The sequence below is a fragment of the Zobellia galactanivorans genome, from assembly GCF_000973105.1.
GTDB classification, from domain to species: Bacteria; Bacteroidota; Bacteroidia; order Flavobacteriales; family Flavobacteriaceae; genus Zobellia; species Zobellia galactanivorans.
The window spans coordinates 2,549,112-2,569,613 of the sequence record NC_015844.1 but is presented as its reverse complement, the minus strand read 5'-3'; the positions used below and the strand labels follow the sequence as shown (position 1 = coordinate 2,569,613).

16 protein-coding genes are annotated in these 20,502 nt (G+C 45.4%); 13 read left to right on the top strand and 3 right to left on the bottom strand.

Annotated features, from left to right (window positions below; genetic code table 11):
• Nucleotides 1-29: 29 nt before the first annotated feature.
• Genes ZOBGAL_RS10380 through ZOBGAL_RS10370 form a run of 3 tightly spaced genes read left to right on the top strand, consistent with a single transcriptional unit; the run spans nt 30 to nt 5,023 of the window.
• The gene (locus ZOBGAL_RS10380) at nt 30-2,156 is read left to right on the top strand and encodes a sulfatase-like hydrolase/transferase (RefSeq protein WP_013993554.1); all 2,127 of its coding nucleotides are present in this window, start codon (nt 30-32) and stop codon (nt 2,154-2,156) included.
• Nucleotides 2,157-2,172: 16 nt separating this feature from the next.
• Complete coding sequence (locus ZOBGAL_RS10375; RefSeq protein WP_013993553.1) at nt 2,173-3,513, top strand: sulfatase; 1,341 nt, start codon at nt 2,173-2,175, stop codon at nt 3,511-3,513.
• Between the two features lie 19 nt (nt 3,514-3,532).
• The gene (locus tag ZOBGAL_RS10370; protein WP_013993552.1) at nt 3,533-5,023 is read left to right on the top strand and encodes a sulfatase-like hydrolase/transferase; all 1,491 of its coding nucleotides are present in this window, start codon (nt 3,533-3,535) and stop codon (nt 5,021-5,023) included.
• Nucleotides 5,024-5,057: 34 nt separating this feature from the next.
• Here ZOBGAL_RS10370 and ZOBGAL_RS10365 read toward each other — a convergent pair whose 3' ends face one another.
• Entirely contained in the window at nt 5,058-7,787 is a 2,730-nt protein-coding gene (locus tag ZOBGAL_RS10365) for an outer membrane beta-barrel protein (RefSeq protein WP_013993551.1), read from the bottom strand.
• A 299-nt stretch (nt 7,788-8,086) separates the two neighbouring features.
• On the opposite strand from ZOBGAL_RS10365, the gene ZOBGAL_RS10360 reads away from it, so the two are divergent.
• Genes ZOBGAL_RS10360 through ZOBGAL_RS10350 form a run of 3 tightly spaced genes read left to right on the top strand, consistent with a single transcriptional unit; the run spans nt 8,087 to nt 13,385 of the window.
• A complete protein-coding gene (locus ZOBGAL_RS10360) occupies nt 8,087-9,559 on the top strand; it encodes an arylsulfatase (RefSeq protein ID WP_046287446.1) in 1,473 nt (490 codons plus the stop codon).
• A 39-nt stretch (nt 9,560-9,598) separates the two neighbouring features.
• The gene (locus ZOBGAL_RS23045) at nt 9,599-11,872 is read left to right on the top strand and encodes a sulfatase-like hydrolase/transferase (RefSeq protein WP_013993549.1); all 2,274 of its coding nucleotides are present in this window, start codon (nt 9,599-9,601) and stop codon (nt 11,870-11,872) included.
• 7 nt (nt 11,873-11,879) lie between these two features.
• Entirely contained in the window at nt 11,880-13,385 is a 1,506-nt protein-coding gene (locus tag ZOBGAL_RS10350; RefSeq protein WP_013993548.1) for a sulfatase family protein, read from the top strand.
• A gap of 24 nt (nt 13,386-13,409) precedes the next feature.
• Here ZOBGAL_RS10350 and ZOBGAL_RS10345 read toward each other — a convergent pair whose 3' ends face one another.
• A complete protein-coding gene (locus ZOBGAL_RS10345) occupies nt 13,410-14,168 on the bottom strand; it encodes a hypothetical protein (RefSeq protein ID WP_013993547.1) in 759 nt (252 codons plus the stop codon).
• 382 nt (nt 14,169-14,550) lie between these two features.
• Here ZOBGAL_RS10345 and ZOBGAL_RS23565 point away from each other — a divergent pair, with 382 nt between their 5' ends.
• The 7 genes from ZOBGAL_RS23565 (at nt 14,551) to ZOBGAL_RS10315 (ending at nt 19,442) form a co-directional block, all read left to right on the top strand.
• A complete protein-coding gene (locus ZOBGAL_RS23565; RefSeq protein ID WP_013993545.1) occupies nt 14,551-14,706 on the top strand; it encodes a hypothetical protein in 156 nt (51 codons plus the stop codon).
• A gap of 84 nt (nt 14,707-14,790) precedes the next feature.
• On the top strand, nt 14,791-16,722 hold the full coding sequence (locus ZOBGAL_RS10335; protein ID WP_148560703.1) for a sensor histidine kinase: 1,932 nt from the start codon (nt 14,791-14,793) through the stop codon (nt 16,720-16,722).
• A gap of 12 nt (nt 16,723-16,734) precedes the next feature.
• Nucleotides 16,735-17,400 carry a helix-turn-helix domain-containing protein gene (locus tag ZOBGAL_RS10330; protein ID WP_013993543.1) on the top strand — a complete coding sequence of 222 codons (666 nt, stop codon included), beginning with the start codon at nt 16,735-16,737 and terminating at the stop codon, nt 17,398-17,400.
• 107 nt (nt 17,401-17,507) lie between these two features.
• Nucleotides 17,508-17,711: a hypothetical protein gene (locus ZOBGAL_RS10325; protein ID WP_046287444.1), complete on the top strand. Its 204-nt coding sequence runs from the start codon at nt 17,508-17,510 to the stop codon at nt 17,709-17,711.
• Between the two features lie 262 nt (nt 17,712-17,973).
• Entirely contained in the window at nt 17,974-18,123 is a 150-nt protein-coding gene (locus ZOBGAL_RS23685) for a hypothetical protein (protein WP_088696398.1), read from the top strand.
• Nucleotides 18,124-18,184: 61 nt separating this feature from the next.
• Nucleotides 18,185-19,237 (top strand): type I restriction endonuclease, encoded by a 1,053-nt coding sequence (locus ZOBGAL_RS10320; RefSeq protein WP_013993540.1) that lies wholly within the window; start codon nt 18,185-18,187, stop codon nt 19,235-19,237.
• Nucleotides 19,224-19,442 carry a hypothetical protein gene (locus ZOBGAL_RS10315; RefSeq protein WP_013993539.1) on the top strand — a complete coding sequence of 73 codons (219 nt, stop codon included), beginning with the start codon at nt 19,224-19,226 and terminating at the stop codon, nt 19,440-19,442. The genes ZOBGAL_RS10320 and ZOBGAL_RS10315 overlap by 14 nt, the downstream gene beginning before the upstream one ends.
• A gap of 109 nt (nt 19,443-19,551) precedes the next feature.
• On the opposite strand, the gene ZOBGAL_RS10310 is transcribed toward ZOBGAL_RS10315, so the two are convergent.
• A complete protein-coding gene (locus tag ZOBGAL_RS10310; RefSeq protein WP_013993538.1) occupies nt 19,552-20,364 on the bottom strand; it encodes an endonuclease/exonuclease/phosphatase family protein in 813 nt (270 codons plus the stop codon).
• Between the last annotated feature and the right edge of the window lie 138 nt (nt 20,365-20,502).

Below are 20,502 nucleotides of genomic sequence, written 5' to 3'. Positions count from 1 at the left end.
CAACACTACAATAAGATTAAGAGCAAAGCATGTCAATACAAAAATTTTCAGTTCAACTCTTATCGGTTCTGGTTTTTACAGCTACCCTACTCTCATGTGCCGAAAAGAAGCAACAAGAAAAAGCGGACCAAACGGCCGGACCAAAAAAGAAACCGAATATTATCTACATTCTTACCGATGACCTCGGCTATGGAGACATTGGCGTATTTTTCCAGAACCAGAGACAAAAAGAAAACGACCGTAGCGAACCCTGGGCCCTGACCCCACAGTTGGACAAAATGGCTTCAGAAGGTGCCATGCTCACCCATCATTATACGGCGGCACCGGTATGTGCCCCTTCGCGTTCCTCCTTATTATTGGGGGTCAGCCAAGGCCATGCCAATGTCCGTAATGGCCAATTTGACAAGGCCCTGGCCGATAACCACACCTTGGGCAACCTTATGCAACGGGCGGGCTATACCACCGCCGCTATAGGCAAATGGGGACTCCAAGGCTCCAGCAGGTGGTCGGAAAATGGCGATTCGTGGCCGGCACACCCCAACAATAGGGGCTTTGACTACTATTACGGCTATATGCGCCACAGGGATGGCCATGAGCACTATCCCGTTGAAGGTATTTACCGCGGTAAAAAAGAGGTTTACGAAAACAAGAATGAGGTAAGCGAAGGACTCGACAAGTGCTATACGGGCGATTTATGGACGGCCGTAGCCAAAAAATGGATCGTAGAGCAAGTGAAAGAAAAAGACGCACAAGAGCCTTTCTTTATGTATTTGGCGTTTGACACGCCCCATGCCGTCCTCGAACTACCTACACAAGCTTACCCAGAAGGAGGTGGTTTGAACGGAGGTTTACAATGGATCGGCCAAGCCGGAAACATGATCAACACCGCATCAGGGGAAGTCGACTCCTACATTCATCCCGATTATGCCCATGCTACCTATGACCACGATAAAAACCCAGAAACGCCCGAAGTCGCTTGGCCCGATGTATACAAACGCTATGCAACCAGCACCCGTAGAATCGATAATGAAGTAGGAGACCTGCTGCAACTCCTAAAAGACCTGAACATTGATGAAAACACCTTGGTCATTTTCAACTCAGATAATGGCCCATCAATAGAGTCGTATTTACCCGAGGAAGAATATGCCGCCGACTTCTTCAATAGTTTCGGCCCCTTCAACGGTATTAAAAGAGATGTGCTCGAAGGAGGCGAACGCACCCCGTTAATAGCCCGATGGCCCAACAAGATTCCCGCCGGCCAAGTGATCGATGCCCCAAGTATCTCCTATGACTGGCTTCCTACTTTTTCGGAAGCCGCAGGCTATACACCACCGGCGAATACCGATGGGATCTCCTTATTACCCATCCTGACCGGAACGGGCGAACAAGAGGAAAGCCTTATCTATGTAGAGTACAATCAAGGCGGAAAGACTCCTGAATACGAAGAATTCGCACCCAATAACCGGGGAAGGCGACGAAAACAGATGCAAATGATGCGCATGGGCGATATCGTCGGTTTACGGTACGACATCCAAAGTGCCGATGATGACTTTGAACTCTACGATGTCACAAAAGACTCCCACCAAACTGAAAACCTAGCGGGCAAACCCGACATGACGGCCCTACAATCACGGATGAAAGAACGCGCGTTACAAGTACGTATGCCCGATACCGCCGCCGCAAGGCCCTATGACCCGGCCATGGTTTCACCCCTTCCCGTACCAAAGGTAAGCAAGGGCCTAAAGTGGGCCGCATTCGAAGACAGTGCACCCTGGCTACCTAAAGTCGATGGTCTAAGCCCTATAGCAAACGGCACGTCTCAGACCCCTACATTGGAAAACATCGTAGGAAAAGGCGAGGTCTTTCTATTTGAAGGCTTTATTAAAATACCTACGGACGGCAATTACACCTTTTCCTTGGCCACTTCCGGCAAGGCCTTTGTACGCATTCACGAAGCAAGCGTGATCGATGCCGATTACGGCTACGAGGCAGGCACCTTAAAAGAAGGTAGCATGAATTTAAAAGCCGGTTACCATCCTATTCGAATTTACTACAAAAAGAAAACAGGAACAAAGCCTACATTAGACATACAGTGGAGCGGACCTACTATAGAAAAGGGCCCGATTCCTGAGTCGGCATTTTACTCCAACAATTAAAAAACACTCTAGTCAAATGAAAAATACCCTTTTTTTAGCGGCACTCTTTATCAGCATTTTTAAAGGTATAGCCCAAGAACAACCGAACATCGTATTGCTCTTTGTAGACGATTACGGCTGGGCCGATGTTGGATTTAGAAACCCGAAATTTCATACGCCGAACATCGACCAGCTCAAAAAAGATGGCTTGAACTTTAACCGGGCCTACATCGCTACACCTACCTGTAGTCCAAGCAGGGCTTCGCTCTTAACGGGCAAGGAACCCGTGCGGTTTCAAATGGTACGCCACATCATAGACAGTAAAGAAAAAGCCGCCAAGAACAACGTACCCGGGGGGGAATTCAACCTATGGCCTACCGATCCGGTACAAATGCCCTCCAGAAATTGGTTGCCCTTAGAGGAAGTTACCTATGCCGAGCGACTTAAAGAATTCGGCTATTACAATATGTTTATTGGGAAATGGCATTTGGGAAGCAAAAAGTACCATCCCGTTCATCAAGGTTTCGATGCGCAATACGGCACCGGAGACCACGGCCACCCTGGAAATTATTATGCACCCTTCTTTAAAAAAGGAAATCCGCTACCCGATTCCCCCGAAGGCACCTACCTGACCGATGTGTTGACCGATGGTGCGGAAAAATTCATTGGCGAATACGATAAAGAACAGCCCTTTATGCTATCGCTTTGGTACTATAACGTGCACGGGCCACATATAGGCCGAAAAGACTGGGTGGAACGCTATAAAAAGGAAGGCTTAACCGGTAAGGACGCCGAGTATGCCGCCATGGTCAGTACTATGGACGAATCGGTAGGCAGGGTCAGAAAGGCCATCGAAGCGAAAGGTATCGCCGACAATACCGTTATCATATTGCTATCGGATCAAGGCGGTTATTTTAGCAATGCTCCCTTATCGGGAGGAAAAACCGGAGGCAATACCCTCGGTGAAGGTGGGGCCAGGGTTCCGTTTATCGTTCACTATCCCGGGGTGACCACACCAGGTATTTCATGTGATGTCCCGGTGCAATCCATTGACCTTTTCCCGACTTTGGTAGAGATCGCTTCCGGCAAAAAACCAAAGACAAAGGATATTCAAGGCAAAAGCCTGATGCCCCTGCTTCAAGGTAAGAAATTCAAGGAACGCAACCTGTTCTTTTTCCGAAGTTATGAAGACCAATATACCGCCATTATGAACGGCGACTGGAAGATGGTCAAATACCACAGTGGCCGACACGACCTATTCAATATTAGAACGGATAGGAGCGAATCGAAAAACCTTATCGATATAGAAGTAGATCGGGCCAAGAAGATGAAGAAGCAACTCGAAAAATGGGAAAAAGAGGCGGTACCTGAATTTTGACCTCTAAAAAAGACTACCGATGATGAAAAAAAACACGATAAAAAAGACGTTTGCAGCCAGTATATACCTTTTGTTCGGCTGTATGCTCTTCGCCCAGGAAAAGCCCAATATCATCTGGCTCATGGCCGAAGATATGAGCCTTGACCTTGAATGCTACGGTATGAAAGGCGTAAAGACCCCCAACCTTAACAAAATGGCGGAGGAAGGCGTCAAATTTGAAAATTGCTTTGTGACCAACCCCATCTGTTCGCCCAGTCGTTCGGCCATGCTGACCGGCACGCATCAGGTAAAAATCAACGCCCATCACCATAGAAGCAACAGGGACGTACCCTTAGACGAACGGTTCAAACCTTTCACCTATTGGCTAAGAAAAGCTGGCTATACCACTATTTTGGGTCATCACGGGGTAATGGGCAAAGGCCGTAAGATAGATGCCAATTTCAAGCACGAGGCCATCGGTCCTTGGGACGGAAAAACACAGTTCGGCCTCTTCGACAAATACGACACCTTTGAAAAGGAAGACCAACCCTTCTTTGCACAAATCCAACTTGTGGCCAGCCATAGGGGCGATTGGTGGGACGAAGTCCGCGAAAACTCAAAACACCCCGTAGACCCAGCCGACGTCGAGCTGCCCAAGTTTATGGCAGACGACCCCGTCATTCGTTTGGATTGGGCCAAATACCTAGACCAAATCGAGTTTTTGGACCATGAAGTCGGCATGATCTTTCAAGAACTGGAAGACAAAGGAATGGCCGACAATACCGTGGTCATTTTTATCGGTGACAACGGCCGTTGTAATATACGGGGCAAAGGATACCTGCAAGACCCGGGGTTGCACATTCCCCTAATCGTGTATTACCCCAAAGACCTAAAAGCGGGCCAGGTGAGACGGGATGTGGTTTCGGCTACGGATATCACCGCAACCGTATTGGATTTTGCCGATGTAAAAATTCCCGACTACATGACCGGTAAACCCATATTCGATAAAAACTTCAAACGCGAATACGTCTATGGAGCCCGGGACCTATGGGATGAAATAGAAGAGAAATCGCGTGCCATTACCTCGGGCGAATGGAAATACATCCGCAACGACATGCCCGAAGTACCCTTCGACGCCCATCAGGCCTATTTGGAATTCTACCGCCCTGCGGTACACCGAATGCGTGCCCTAAAGGCCGAAGGCAAACTGAACGAAAGCCAAAAGTTGTTCTTTGCGCCTCGCAAGGACAAAGAAGAGTTGTACGACCTAAAAAACGACCCCCAGGAATTGCACAACTTGGCCGAAGACCCCAAATATGACAAGGTGCTTCAAAAGATGCGCCAAAAGACCTTGGAGTTTGACCGGCAAATGGAACCCGTAAGCTCGGTTTACCATCCGGTACACGCCATTTCCGTAGATGCTCTCGAATGGGTGAAAAAGGAAAGGCCTGAAGACTACCAAAGAATGTTAGCCGGTGAAGAAATAGGCTTTAAAAAAGCTGTAGAAGGCTATAAAGCCAGTCTTAAGTAGGAATCTAGAGCATACTGAATTCATTTTTGTTCCTTTATCCCTTTCGTGGCCGGTTGTTCAACTTGTGCATATAACTCACTATAAAGTAACGGCCCAAACTTTCAGATGTCGTTTCCTCAAAGTAGTTGGTCGTACTCCGCCTGTAGATATCTATATTTTTATCGAGCAGGTCAATGAACAACAGTTTTAAAACATGGTTTTTCTGTTTTGTAAAGGCATACGACACCGTGGCATTCCACAGGGGGATATTTTCGTTTGAGGCAAAGGCATTATCGGTATAAATAAAATAATCGAATTGGGTATTGAAATTCACCTTTTCGCCCAAATCGCAATCGAGCATTGAAAAATACTGCTGCTTGGTATACTTCCGGTCCAAATCGTGTTCTATGGAAAAAGAGGTGTTGTTAACGCTATAGGTAGCCCCCGCCTTAAGGTCCACCATACTTTTGTTATTGTTCTCTAGGGTTGCACTTACCAGAAAATCTCGGGAAGTCACCTCATTAAGCTGAAAATTGATAATCGCATTGTTCGTATTGAAAAAGTTACGGTTACGGATGGAATATCGTAGTCCCAGACCTTTTAGTTTTTGGCTAAAGCCCAAGGAAGTATTAAGCCGACGTTTGATGCCGTTGTTTTGGTAGCTGAGGGTTCTAACGTAGTCTTCATCCACATCAACACTTTTTATAATGGCATCTTTGGTGTATTGGTACTGTAACCGTGTATTAAAACTCAAAGACGACCTAAAGTCATGAACAATGGCCGATACGGTAAGGGCATCTATCTTTTCGGCAACCAGGTCGGGGTTTCCCTTTCTAATGGAAAAAGGATTTAGGTCGTTGACCACCGTCGAGCTTTCTGTAGGTCGTGGCGTACGAACGTTCCTTTTATAGCTCAATCTATACTTCCTTCCCCTTTTTGGGATATATTGAACCGTTGCTATCGGGTTGACGAACAAGCGGTCCGTCGTCATCGACGCTTCATTGACCACGCCAAAAGAACGTACGATGTCTTGCAGTTCCATGGCCGCATAGGTATTGATGGTCCCCACGTTATAACTATGTGCCAAGCGGGTCTGATAATTGTTTTCGTTATGGTCGTAGTCGTACTGTAAGATTTCTTCTTTGTTACTGGAAGTAATGGTCGTCTTATTCTGATAGACGTTTTCCCTATCGATTTTATTCCCCATATACGACTCCAACTTCAAATAATGGTTTCCCCCAAGGGGCTCGGTATATTTAAAATTGAAATTGATTGCCGAAGTATTCAGTTTCTGATCCCGTAGGGTATTCAGCTCCTTCACCGATTCATTTTGGGTATTGACCTGCCTTGTGATCAAAGTATATTGATCGTTCTTCATGGTAGACCGATTAAAGGTAGTTTTCAGACCAGTCGCTAGGCTCCTCCCCTTTTTACGCAGTTTTTGATAGAAATTAAGGGCCATATTGCCTCTTTTTCTATCTCTATCAACGGTAGATAGATTGTCATTTTTAGTGCTTAGTCCTTCCTCCTTGAAATACCTCCCCTTACGGTTGGAATAGCTATTGACCTCATCTGAGATCAACTGGCCTTTTACGATAAGACTGTTGTTAGGGTTCGACTTGTTTTTATAATCGAGGTTCAGGTTGTGGTTGTTCTTAGTGTTGATGTATTCGTTTTCGGCCTCATAATCAAAGTTATTGGCATTCGAAAAAGTGATACGCTTAGAAAGGGAGCTACCGTCATTCTTAGAATAGTTATAGAAATAATCGCCGTTCAACGATTCCTTTTCCTTGAACTCGTGCCCCACGTTCACCCCGGCCACGGCCGTATTCAGATATCCGCTGAGGCTTTTGGTCCTTTGCGCCGAGTTCTGCTCTTCTTCATCGTCGCCATCGCCATCAACACCGTCGGCATTCTTTAAAAAATCTTGGATATTCGACCCGGTTATATTGATGTTATTGATTTTACCAATAACCGAAAACTGGGTTTTAGAGGTAAATTTGTTGTAATTCAAATTCCCAAAATACCGATTATCCAATCCGCCTCCGGCAGAGATCTTTCCGAAGCCGTTATTTTTTCGCGACTCTTTCAAGGTAAAATTGATGACCACCTCCTTGTTTCCGTCCGCCACGCCCGTGAGTTCCGATTCGTCGCTCTTCTGATCGATGATCTCAACATTGGCAATGGCATCTGCGGACAGGTTCTTTAGTACGATGGAAGGATCCCCTCCGAAGAATTCCTTCCCATCGATCATAATTTTGGTCACCTCGCTGCCTTGGGCATTGACCTTTCCGTCGGAATCGATTTCCATACCTGGAATTTTATTCAACAATTCCTCTAAGTTATCATCGGAATCTACCTTGAACGAATTGGCATTAAAGGCTATGGTATCTTGTTTGATTTGCACCGGCACTACGGCGGTCAAGGTCACCCCTTCGAGCTCATAAGTGTCTTCCCTTAAAATGAGGTCTCCCAAAGCAATGGCTTCCCCCGTGTACGACAGATCCTTATACACCGAAAGGTATCCCAAGGACGAAATATTAAGGATATAATTCCCCTTGGGCACCTCGCTTATGTTGAAATCCCCATTCGCATCGGTAATGGTATAATCCACATAAGTGGAATCCTTTACCCCGAGCAATACCACGGCAACGGCTTCCAAGGCTTCTTTTTCCGCCGAAAGCACCCTTCCCGAGATAGCACCGGAAGATTGTGATTGCATTGAAGTAAGCGATAGGATGAAAAGAATGAGTATAAAACCATACTTTAATTGAAACTTGACCATCAAACTTTTATTGAATTATAATTCGAAATGAACAAGGCTAAAGATAATTTGAAAGAACTGAACACCTGTACATAAGAATACAAGAAATGTATTGTGGAGTACAAAATCCACAGAACTTATGATTAATTTGCTATAATTATGCAACATATGATCACGGGACTAACCTATACGAGGTAAAATAGCTACATTGCTCGGTATCTTTTTCCTTTAACATATGAAACGAATCGTATAGCTATACCCAATAGTTGTCGACCCTAAAAAATTGATCGTACCCTTTTAAAACCTAAATGAATACCACTATGAGATTACGTTTTGTCCCCAACCTATCCATTCTTTTTGTTTTTTCCCTTTTACTAAGCTTAGGTGCGTGCAAAGAAGAAACCAAAACCGTAACTACAACCACGGCAAACGCCCAACAAAAACCGAATATCATCTATATTCTAGCCGATGACCTCGGTTATGGCGACTTAAGTTCGTACGGCCAGGAAAAATTTGAAACGCCCCGTATAGACGAATTGGCACAAAGGGGGATGAAATTTACCCAACATTACAGCGGTGCGCCCGTTTGCGCCCCGGCCCGTTCTTCCCTCATGACCGGACAACATACCGGCCACACCCCCATAAGGGGCAACATGGAGTTGGAAGGCGAGGGGCAAACGCCCCTACCGGGCAATTCGGTGACCATTGCCGAGATGTTGAAAAAAGCAGGCTATATTACAGGAGCTTTCGGAAAATGGGGATTGGGATTCATCGGTACGGAAGGCGACCCCGTAGCCCAAGGTTTTGACGAATTCTACGGCTACAATTGCCAACGTATGTCCCACAGGTATTACCCGACCCACTTATGGCACAACGAAGAAAAGGTTTTGCTCGAAGGGAACGATTGGACCAAGACAGAGACCTATGCTCCCGACAAAATTCAGGCCGCTACCTTAAACTTTATCGAGACCAACAAAGAAAAACCCTTTTTTGCCTATGTGCCCTTCGTTCTGCCACATGCGGAATTAATTTCACCGAATGATTCCATATTTGACAAGTTCAAGGACAAATACGAAGAAACCCCGTATACAGCGGAGAATTTATATACCTCCGACTACGGGCCGGATATCGTTCCCCAAGAGTATGCCCCACAACTCAAGCCACATGCCGCCTTTGCCTCCATGGTATACCGTATGGATGTTTATGTAGGACAGATATTGGATAAATTAGATGAGCTCGGTATTGCCGACAACACCATCGTAATGTTCACCAGTGACAACGGTCCCCACGCCGAAGGAGGTGCAGACCCAGAATTCTTTAACAGTAGCGGTGGCTTAAAAGGAATCAAAAGGGACCTTTATGAAGGAGGTATCCGTTCACCCTTTCTAGCGGTTTGGCCCAATAAAATAAAAGCCGGATCCACCTCAGACCACGTCTCCGCATTTTGGGACCTTATGCCAACACTCGCGGAAATCACCAATACCGATGTGCCGGCAAGTAGTGATGGTATTTCATTCCTTCCCACCCTACTCGGAAAAAAAGACCAAAAGCAGCACGAGTACCTCTATTGGGAGTTTTCCATTCAAAACGGCCGTAAAGCCGTTCGCAAGGGGGATTGGAAAGGAGTAATCTACAATTTCAACAAACAACCGCAAGGCCCATTCGAACTCTATAACCTGGCCGATGACCCCGAGGAAACCCATAATCTGGCCGACCAACACCCCGAAATAGTTACGGAAATGAAGCAGATTATGGAAAATGCCAGCGAAGAATCGGAACTCTTCCCCTTCTAAGCCTTATTTTTCAACCAATAACCAAGCCATCGCCACCCTATGAAAACCATTTATTTTTTACTTTTCCCATTCTTCCTGTCCTTTTCATGTTACGCCCAAAAAGCGGACAGCGGTGCCGACAAACGCCCAAACGTGATTCTGATCATGGTTGATGACCTAGGTTACGAAGGTATTGGCAGCTACGGTGGAACTTCCTACCATACCCCCAACATCGATAAACTTGCGGCAACGGGCATGCAGTTCAATCAAGCCTATGCCCAACCCCTCTGTACCCCCACGCGTGTAAAACTTATGACGGGGCAATACAACTTTCGGAACTGGGAAGCCTTCGGGATCTTAAACCCCAAACAGAAAACCTTTGGTCATATCATGCAAGATGCGGGCTACGCCACCTGTATGGTGGGCAAATGGCAACTACAGAGTTATGACCCGCCCGGCTATCCCGGAGGCGAACACAGGAGAGGAATCGGTATGAAGGTCGAAGATGCCGGCTTTGACGAATACAGCATGTTCCACGCCTTCCATACGGAAGATAAAGGCTCTCGTTTTGCCAACCCGACCATTTATCAAAACGGTGAGTTTTTAAAAGATACCGAGGAAAAATACGGTCCTGATATTTTCTCAAAATACTTAAATGACTTTGTTGACCGTCAGGCCGACAAGCCCTTTTTTGTGTATTACCCCATGGCATTGACCCATGGCCCATTCAATCCCACCCCAAACAGTAAGGATTGGAAACACGCCGAAAAACGATTGAACGACGAGACCGTATATTTTAAGGATATGGTGGAATACTTAGATAAGATCATTGGTGACATCGTGGCCCATCTTGAGAAGAAAGGACTTCGCGAGAACACCTTGCTCATGTTGTATTCCGATAACGGTACCCACCAAAGCATCTTTTCAAAAATGGGAGACCGAACGGTACAAGGCGGAAAAGGCCTGACCACCGAAGCGGGTATCAAGGTGCCGTTTATTGCCAACTGGCCGGGACACATTAAGGCAGGAACCATATCGAACGAATTCATCGATGCCATCGATTTTATGCCGACCATCCTTGAAGCGACCCAGACCCCAAAGCCCCAAGGCCTCCATACCGATGGCGAAAGCTTCCTGGCCGTTCTCAAAGGAGAACCCGTACAGCGCAGAGATTGGGTATTTATGAGCTACGACCCCAAACCGGGCTGGGACAAAAAACAATTTGCCCCCGCAGAATTCGTCTTAAACGAAAACTATAAACTTTACGGTGATGGGCGCTTTTACAATACAAGGAAGGATGTATTGGAAAAAGACGAACTGACCGACGCTAAGTTGTCTCCCGATGAAATACGATTGAAAGAAAAATTCAATGCCGTCTTAGATTCCCTAAAAAAATATCCCGCTTACGGATGGATCGAACGCTTGGCCCCCGAATTCGACTCACTGGTATCGCCACATGCCCGTATTGAACTCGTGGCCGAAGGCTTCAATTGGTCAGAAGGTCCCGTATGGCTTCCGAAAGAGCAAAAACTCATTTTTTCCGATGTTCCCGAAAACAAAATTTACCAATGGCACGATATAGATGGATTGAGTCTCTACATGGCGCCTTCCGGAGGTACCGGAATCCCGAACGGCAATACGGGAAAGGGTTCTAACGGACTCATTCTCGACCCACAGGGTGATTTGGTGATTTGCCAAGTAGGCGACCGCAGAATCAGTAAGCTTACCAGCTTACGCGATTCACTACATCCAAAGTTCGCCCCCATAGTAACCGGCTATAAAGGCCAACCCTTTAATTCGCCCAATGACCTCGATTATGACGCTCACGGAAACCTCTATTTTACCGATCCGTCTTTCGGACTGGGCAAGGGTGAAAGTGCCATCGGTTTTAACGGGGTGTATTTCTATGGAAAGGACAAAGAAGTAGTGCTCTTGGACGATTCGATAAAGGCCCCGAACGGCATTGCGGTATCTAACGACAATAAAACCCTCTATGTTGCCGATTCTTTTAAAGAACAACCGAAGATCCAGGCCTATGATATTATTGGGGATGGAAAAGTAAGCAACAAAAGGATATTTTTTGATGCTACCGCCCTTCACGATGCAAGCATTAGCAAGCAATCGCCCGATGGTATGAAGATTGACAAAAAGGGAAATATTTTCTTGGCGGGACCCGATGGGGTATTGGTGATTTCCCCTTCGGGAAAGCATTTAGGAACGATCAGAACCGATAAAAATACCGGCAATTGCGAATTCAGTGATGACGGTAGATACTTATTCATCACCGCCGACGATGCCCTGTTAAGGGTAAACCTAAGACCTTATTCTAAATAAAACCACCATGCGCAAAAGTCATTTACTGCTCTTATTGATCTCAAGTCTTTTATGGGTCTGCTCCTGTACCGAGAAGAAAAAAGAGGAAGCAAAGCCTGCCCAAGAACGCCCGAACATTGTTTTTATCATCGCCGATGATATGGCCTGGGACGATAGCGGAGCCTATGGCCACCCCAACATACAGACGCCCAACATCGACCAACTGGCCAAAGACGGTATGCGTTTTGACAATGCCTTCTTGACCACCAGTTCGTGCAGCCCCAGTAGAACCAGTATCATCACCGGTCTCTACCCCCACAATACCGATGCGGAACAGCTGCATTGGCCGCTACCGACAAGCAAGATTACCTTTGTCGAGCAGCTGAAAAAATCGGGATATTGGACGGCACAAGCGGGAAAATGGCATTTGGGCGATTCCATAAAAACGCGCTTCGACCTGGTAAAAGACGTAGGCACCCACGGTTTTCAACTATCGCCCACCGGCGAAAAAACAAAACAGAAGGGTGATGGCAGCGGTTGTGAGGAATGGGTTCCCGTGCTTAAACAAAGGCCCCAAGACCACCCCTTCTTTTTATGGCTGGCCGCGGTCGACCCACACAGGCCTTATGACGATGATATCATTGCGAATCCCCATGCCTTGAAAGACGTAGTACTCCCTCCCTACTTTCCCGATACCAAGGAAGTACGTGAAGATTTTGTCCATTATTACAACGAGATCACCCGACTTGACAATTATGTGGGCCAAGTAGTGGCCGAACTAGACAGGCAAGGCGTTTCCGACAACACCATAATCTTATTCATTAGCGATAACGGCAGGCCCTTCCCCCGTGATAAGACGACCCTTTATGACAGCGGAATAAAAACCCCATGGATCGTAAAATGGCCGAAAAAAGTAGAAGCTAATTCCGTCAACACCAAGTTGGTGAGCGCGATAGACATTGCCCCTACCTTCCTAAAACTTGCCGGATTGGAAGCCTTACCGAGTTTTGAAGGGAAGGATTTTTCCCCTCTACTGGAAGACCCCAAGGCAAAAATCAGGGATTTGGTCTATGCCGAGGACCATTGGCACGATTACGAAGACTACACACGGGCCGTACGAACGGAAGAATTTAAGTACATACGCAATTTCTATACGGACTTGCCCAACACCCCTTCCGCAGATGCCTTCGTGGGCGGAACCTTTCAATCGATGCGCGAACTAAAGAAAAAAGGCGAACTCAACGAAGCCCAATTGGCCTGTTTTGTAAGCCCGAGGCCAAGCGAGGAACTCTACGATGTGGTAAACGACCCTTACGAACTTAAAAACCTGGCCGAAGACCACGATCACCAAAAGACCCTAAAAACCCTACGTTCAGAAATGAACCGTATTAGAAAGACATCAAAAGATAGCCTACCCGATTTTAGGACGCCCGATGAGTTTGATCGCGAGACCGGCAAATCGAATGCCTTCAGAAAAAGACCCCGACCATCAAAGGTGGAGATGGAGAAGATTATCAGGGCCATGCCCCATTAAACTTTTGGGTATACACCGGCCTTTCTACCGAACAAAAGAATCTTCCCGGGTACTATGTAGCGGAACGTACTTCTGAATGATATAGGGAGTGATTTTACGCAAGGTCTCCCCATTGGTGGGATGCAGGCCCGGGGCCGTATAATACTCCATCCTACCATCTTTATTCTTAAAATACCAGACCAAGGGTTCGCCCGTATCCTTTTTAAAGAAGGGGTACGACTGTGAGACCTTTACCTTTTTGAAAGTGGCCAACCTCACCGGATCCAAGGGTTCTACCTTGGTACCCTGTGGTGAAAACGGAATGTGGTTACAATCTACCTCAAGATATAAGGAGTCGGCCCAAGTCATACACAACTGGTTCGCCCCTTTGTAGCTTCCTATTTCGGGAATAAGGCTAGTGTAGGCCATCCAAACAAGGCCTCCCATGGCGATTATCGCTATGGCCCCATAAATCCATGTTTTTGAAACCCCCTTTCTTCCTTCATCGATTATCGAGGGTTTCTTCTCCCTTTTTTTCCGTGAACCGTAGTTTCGATCCACATAATCGGCATAATCTCTATATCCAATGTACCTACATAATTCATCAATGGTTTCCTGATTTTGCGGGCCGAGATTTTCTTTTCCATTGATATAACGATCATAAGCCCGTTCAACAGTTTTGGAACTAAGGTTTACCTCTTCACTTATCTGTTTGGCCAAGGCATATTTTGCCTTTGATACGGATTTCTCCCTTGCCTTGTCAAAAGCCTCTTGAACAATTTTCTTGATCCTATTATCGTCCATAATCCTAAAAATACAAATTTTAGATAGATCCGCCCCTAACACCAACCTCTGTAAACCCCTGATTTTATTGGTGTCTAAAACATGTCGAACACAAGTCCGATCCGTGTCTGCAACCACCTCCCCAGCTTCAATTTAATTTGCCCCAAGAATGGTAACCGCTATGCTTTGCTAACATAGCCTTTCTATAGAAATCATTTTTACGGAAATCTATAATGCGGCAAGAATTAAGTCGAATGGAAAGCGGCTTAAGACCTCCGCATAAGATTTCCACTTTCCAAAAACCTGGGGGACGCCCCTTCATTTTCAGCGCCTTTAATCCGGTGCCCATCAGACCAAATACTAATCTGGACAGCCACAGCTATGTCCAAAAAATAACAAAACGATGAAAAAAGTATATATAGCGACCTTAGTCGTAATCATGAACGGATTTTTATTTTCATGCTCCAGCCCATCTACGGCAGACACCGATGAGCTTTACCATATTCAAGCAACGGAAGGGGATGACGGCGATCCGCCAACAGACCCTCCAAGAGGATAAGGAAAATAACGATTAAATTCAGTAATTTGAGCCATACTTTCGGGTATGGCTTTTTTTATGTTCAACTCTTAATACTTCCCGCCATTGAATAGGTTCGCACTAATCGTGTTCTGTTTTTTGTTTTTCGGCTGCACATCAAAGCATGATGCCCCCCTCACCCAAGAGGGCAAGGATGCCGACAGTGCCTTATTTCACTATAAGCGTGCCAAGGAAAAAACACTTTCCGTAAAAGAACGCTACCAAGCCATCAACCAATCGTACCAACATCTAAAAAACGACGTTGAAGACAGTCTGTACGGCCCTGTTCTCTTTCAAAAGAGTCTGTTACACCTGCTTTCAAAGGAATACGACAGCTTACGTATATACCACGATCAATTGGCAAACCACGCCCCGAAGGTCAAGAAAGCTTCTGTCTTGGCGGAACAATACTACCTAATGGGCTATTATTTCTCAGAAGTGGAACACGATTACCACAAGGCCATTGAAAACTATTCCCTTTCAAAAGAATACTATACGCAGTTGAAGGACAGCAGTAGAATTGGTATCAACCTGCTGAACATAGGCACCATTCAAAAAAACAACAACGATTTTTTCGGAAGCAAAGAAACCCTGACCGACGCCTTAAAATTTTTAAAAAACCCTAAAAAAGTAGCCCATTGCTACAACGCTTTGGCTACCAACCATAGAAAGCTACTGAACTTTTCCGATGCCATAGACTACTACCAAAAAGCCATACACATTGAAGAAAGCGCCCATGACCGCCTGATTTACGAGAACAATTTGGCAGCCACCTATATCGATAGCAAGTCCTTCGACAAGGCCATGGAACTGTTGAACAAAATAGTAAAGGACAGCACCTTGGGCCGAAATCAAAAACATTACGCCCGGGTCTTGGACAATTTGGCCTATGCCAGATGGTTATCGGGCCTTCCTGTAAAAAAGGAAGCCTTTGAAGAACCCTTGTCCATACGAATTCAGCAAAAGGACAAAAGGGGGCAGATTGCCAGTTATACCCATTTGGGGGAATTCCACAGTAAAAGCAATCCTGTAAAGGCCCGTTCGTATCTTGATTCGGTCATACAGCTATCCAAATCGTTAAAAATACCACGGGCGGAAAAAGATGCCCTGAAACAGCTTATGCAACTCGCACCCAACGCTATCGGAATAAGGGACCGCTATGTGTTTTTGCAGGATAGCCTGTACGACCAAGAATTAAAAGTAAAGACCCAATTTGCCAAATACAGGTACGACGACAAGCTAAAGCAAGAATCCATTCTCCATTTAGAAAAGGAGAGTGCCGAACACCTTTTGGAAGCGGCCAAGCAACGCAACCAAAAGATTATATCCTACTCGGGCCTGGCCTTGATCGTACTCATTTCCGTTTTCACGGGCTTCTTTTCGGTTCAGCGCGCCAAGCGCCTAAAACAAGAAAATAAAACGGCAAAAATAGAAGCCACCTATGCCACCGAAGCAGAACTGTCGAGAAAACTACACGACGATTTTGCAGGCAAGTTAAACCATGCCATGGTATTGCTGCAAAACGGGGCGCCCAATACCGAGGTTCTGAACGTCATCGATGGCCTCTACAACCAAAGCAGGAATTTTTCAAGGAAAATCAACGACATCGACACCGGGCCAAAGTTCAAGGAAGTCCTCTTCGGTATGCTGAGCAGCTACTGTAGAAACACCCAATTGATCGTCACAGGAAGTACTGAAATCGATTGGGGCAAACTACCGGAACTAAGCAAAAAAACCTTGTATAAGGTACTTCAAGAACTTATGATCAATATGCAGAAGCACAGCGGGGCCACAGTGGTCTCCATACACTTTGAAGCCTTGAAAACAAAGCTAAAAGTCAACTACACCGACAACGGTAAAGGAGCCTCAAAAAATAATTTAAATCATAAAAATGGACTATGGAATACGGAAAAGCGTATTCTAGCCATCAATGGAAGTCTTACTTTTGATTCAGAAAAGGGCGATGGTTTTAGAGCCCAAATTGAAATTCCGAATTAAATAGTGCAGACTATGTTCAAAAAAATACTGATTGCAGAAGACTTCCAAGACACGAACAAAGGCATCGTTAACGCCCTTGAAAATCGACTGCAGATTGAAGAAATACAAGAAGAACTTTATTGTGACAAAGCGTACAACAGGTTTAAACTAGCCTTTAACGAAGGGGAGCCCTATGAGCTTTTAATAACCGACCTTTCGTTCAAAGAAGGGCCCGCGGCCCGTAAACTGACTTCAGGCCAGGCCCTTATAAAGGCGGTCAGGGACATCGACCCGAACATAAAGGTCATTGTCAATTCAATGATAGACAATCCGGTCGAGATCAATCCGCTTTTTACCGATCTGAAGATAAATGCCTATGTCTGTAAAGGCCGTAACGGACTCAACGAACTGGTGACCGCCATACAAGAGGCCTACCAGAACAGGACCTATGTTTCCCCCCAGATCAACCTGAATAGTGCCAACACTATTTTTGAACTGGACAAGTACGACCGTATGATCTTGCAAGACCTAGCCGAAGGCTTGACCAAAAAAGAGATCTCGGAAAAACTCAAACGTCAAAACATTTCGCCCAATAGCGAAAGTACCATCGATAAAAAAGTAAGCCGCTTGTTTGACGCCTTCGGGGCCAAAAACATCCAACATCTTATAGCCAAGCTGATCAAAGAAGGCAGGATATAACACCTCTGTATTACAAATTTCTAACCGCCCGACCAATTTTTTAATCCCTTACGGAAATCCGTAAGGGATTATCTATTAATGGTATTAGTTTGGCCGAAAATTACCCGATGATCAAATATTACGTAAACAACACCAGACAAAGCAACGGCAATTACGAAGTACACAAGCACAACTGTAATTTGCTTGCCTTTATCTTAAGCAAGACCGACCTGGGCTTTCACCCCACCTGTCAGGGAGCGGTCATGGAAGCCGGTAAAATGTATAAAAAAACCGGTGCCTGTATTCGTTGTTGCAAAGAATGCCATAATTAAGCATAAGACCGGCCTGCCTATGAGGTGGTTGGGGGATCATCAAATTTGCGGGTTCGGTCTTTTAAACATGATAAGGAAACACCTTTCCCAAAGGGACAGCCCAAAAAACGGCTAGTCACTTATTATAGCAGGGACCCGACCGAAGGGAGCCCACCCTTTTACAATTTATACGAAACAATTTTCGCCCTTTACGGTTTTACGTAAGGAATTGTCTTTCAATGGTTTTACATTTAACCATCACTAACTAAAACCAGAGATGACCATGCCAGTAAAACACATAGCCACAGGAGAGATCCACCAAGGATTAAAAGGAGGAACCACAGGGTGCGGTTTTGATACGACCGAGCGCCCGAGCCATTGGACAAATACGAGCAAACCTATCACCTGTAGCAAAAACGGGTGTAAAAACTAGACGCTTCCCCAAGCACTAAATAGAATTCAAGACTCATATTCTTAACCTCTAAATTAAAACTATGCCACTCCAAAACCAACTTAAGGCCCTTGCCGAAAAAATCGCCAAGTTAAAAGGGAAGATAGACACCGAAGAATCTACCAAACACGCTTTTGTACTCCCGTTTATCAATTTGTTGGGGTATGACACCTTTGACCCCACCGAAGTCGTGCCAGAGTTCACGGCCGACCTTGGACTCAAGAAAGGCGAAAAGGTAGATTATGCCATTTTTCAAGACGATCAGCCCATAATCATTATTGAATGTAAAAATTGGAAAGAAAAACTCAATTCCCATAATTCACAGCTGTTCCGGTATTTCCATACCACCAAAACAAGGTTTGCCCTATTGACCAACGGAATAGAATATCGCTTCTATACTGATTTGGAAGCCGCCAATAAAATGGATGAAAAACCTTTTCTTGAATTCAATATCACCGAACTAAAAGAAAACACGGTTCACGAAATAGCAAAGTTTCACAAGTCCAATTTTGACGTAAACAAAATTGTGGACAATGCCAGTTCCTTAAAGTATACCAAAGAAATCAAAAAGCTTATTGCTGATGAGCTACAATCTCCCTCACACCATTTCGTAAAACTGTTTGCCAGCGAGGTCTATACCGGTCGGCTCACGGAAAAAGTAATGGGAGAATTTACCGAGTTGGTAGGCAAGGCCTTCGTTCAGACCATTAGCGAAAAAGTAAACGACCGTCTAAATGCGGCCTTAAGTAAGGAAGCGGTACAACAGCAAGAGGAAGAGCAAGAGCCCGAAGAAATCAGTAAAATCGTTACGACCGAGGAAGAACTCGAAGGTTTTCGAATTGTAGTTGCCATTCTAAGGCGAAAAATTGCCATTGACAGAATTGCCCATAGGGATACCCAATCGTATTTTGGAATCTTATTGGACAACAATAATAGAAAACCGCTTTGTAGACTTCATTTTAACGGCACTATCAAATACCTGGGCCTTATCAATGAAGACAAGAGCGAAACCAGACAGGCCCTAGGTGCCTTGGAAGACATTTACCAATTTGAAGCTCCCCTATTGCAAACCGTAGATTTTTATGAAAATGAGTAAAGTTCTTCTAGCATTATTGTTTTTGTCTTTCGGGCCGTCTACACCAAACGAAACCACCGTTTATATCTGCAAGGGAAAGGGAAGCAAAAAATACCATTACGTAAAAAACTGCCGCGGATTGTCGCGCTGTTCCACACGTATTTACCAAGTACCCCTCCACCAAGCCAAGGAAATAGGGCGAGGCTTGTGCGGCTGGGAAGATTAAACACCAAACCGACCTTTCTTAAAAGAACGGCCCTGTGCCGTTCTTTTTTGTATTACGCCCACTGTAGGCCAAGACTATGTTCAGAAAAAACCGATCAAACCAAGGGTAACTACTCCAAACGAAACCTCAAAAAAACAGGCAAATGATCCGATAAACGTCTTGCCATTTCCAAGTTGTCGCAAATACGTATAAAATCGAGTACCCCACTGTCGGTCTTTAAGATATCTTCGGAATAAAACATATTATCTATGGGGTGATTCAGGTAACCATACCCGTTACACGCCCTTTTCAAGGTGGTCTTCGTATCGGAAACACAGGCGCGGTATCCGCTTTGTTTAAAAGTATCAAAAACCGACATGGCCTCGTTAATGTTAAAATCCCCTGCTAGAATGGTAGGGTTCGTAAAGTTTTCGGCAATATAATGGGTCAGGGCCTTTATTTCCGCCTCCGGTCTTTTATTATACGGCCTAGAATGAAAATTGATCAGGCTCAACTTTTTGTCCCCAATAAAAAAGTCCACCAAAAAAGGCTCCCTATCAATAAGGCTATCCAATTCCTGAATGAGTTTCCCCCGGTTTTTGATCTTAATGTGTTTCGTCTTCCAAATAAAGGCATAGCGCTCCGTGACGTATTTAGGACTGTTGGTGGGGTTACTGATAAGGTAGTCCCATTTAGCGCCCTTTCGGTTCAGGATATCCGATAGTTTGGCCACGGCTTGGGCTCCGCCATAACCGGCAACTACCTCTTGAATAGCGAGAATATCATATTCCCTGACCAGCTCGGCCATTTGCTCCAGCTCCTCGCTACTCTTGGTCTTTCCAAAGTCTTGAATATTCCATGAAACCAGTTGGATCTCGCTTTTTTGTGCAACGACCGTCAGCGAAAGGAAGAATACGGCAAAAAGTATGATTTTTCTAAACACGGGACGAATTTTGGTGAACTACAAATCTAGATAAAGTCCCGCTTTTAAGCTTACGGAAATCTGTAAAGGAGGAGATAGTGGTTAGTACAAAGTAGTCAGGACTAAGTAGGGAGTACAAAGTAGAGAGTACAAAGTAGA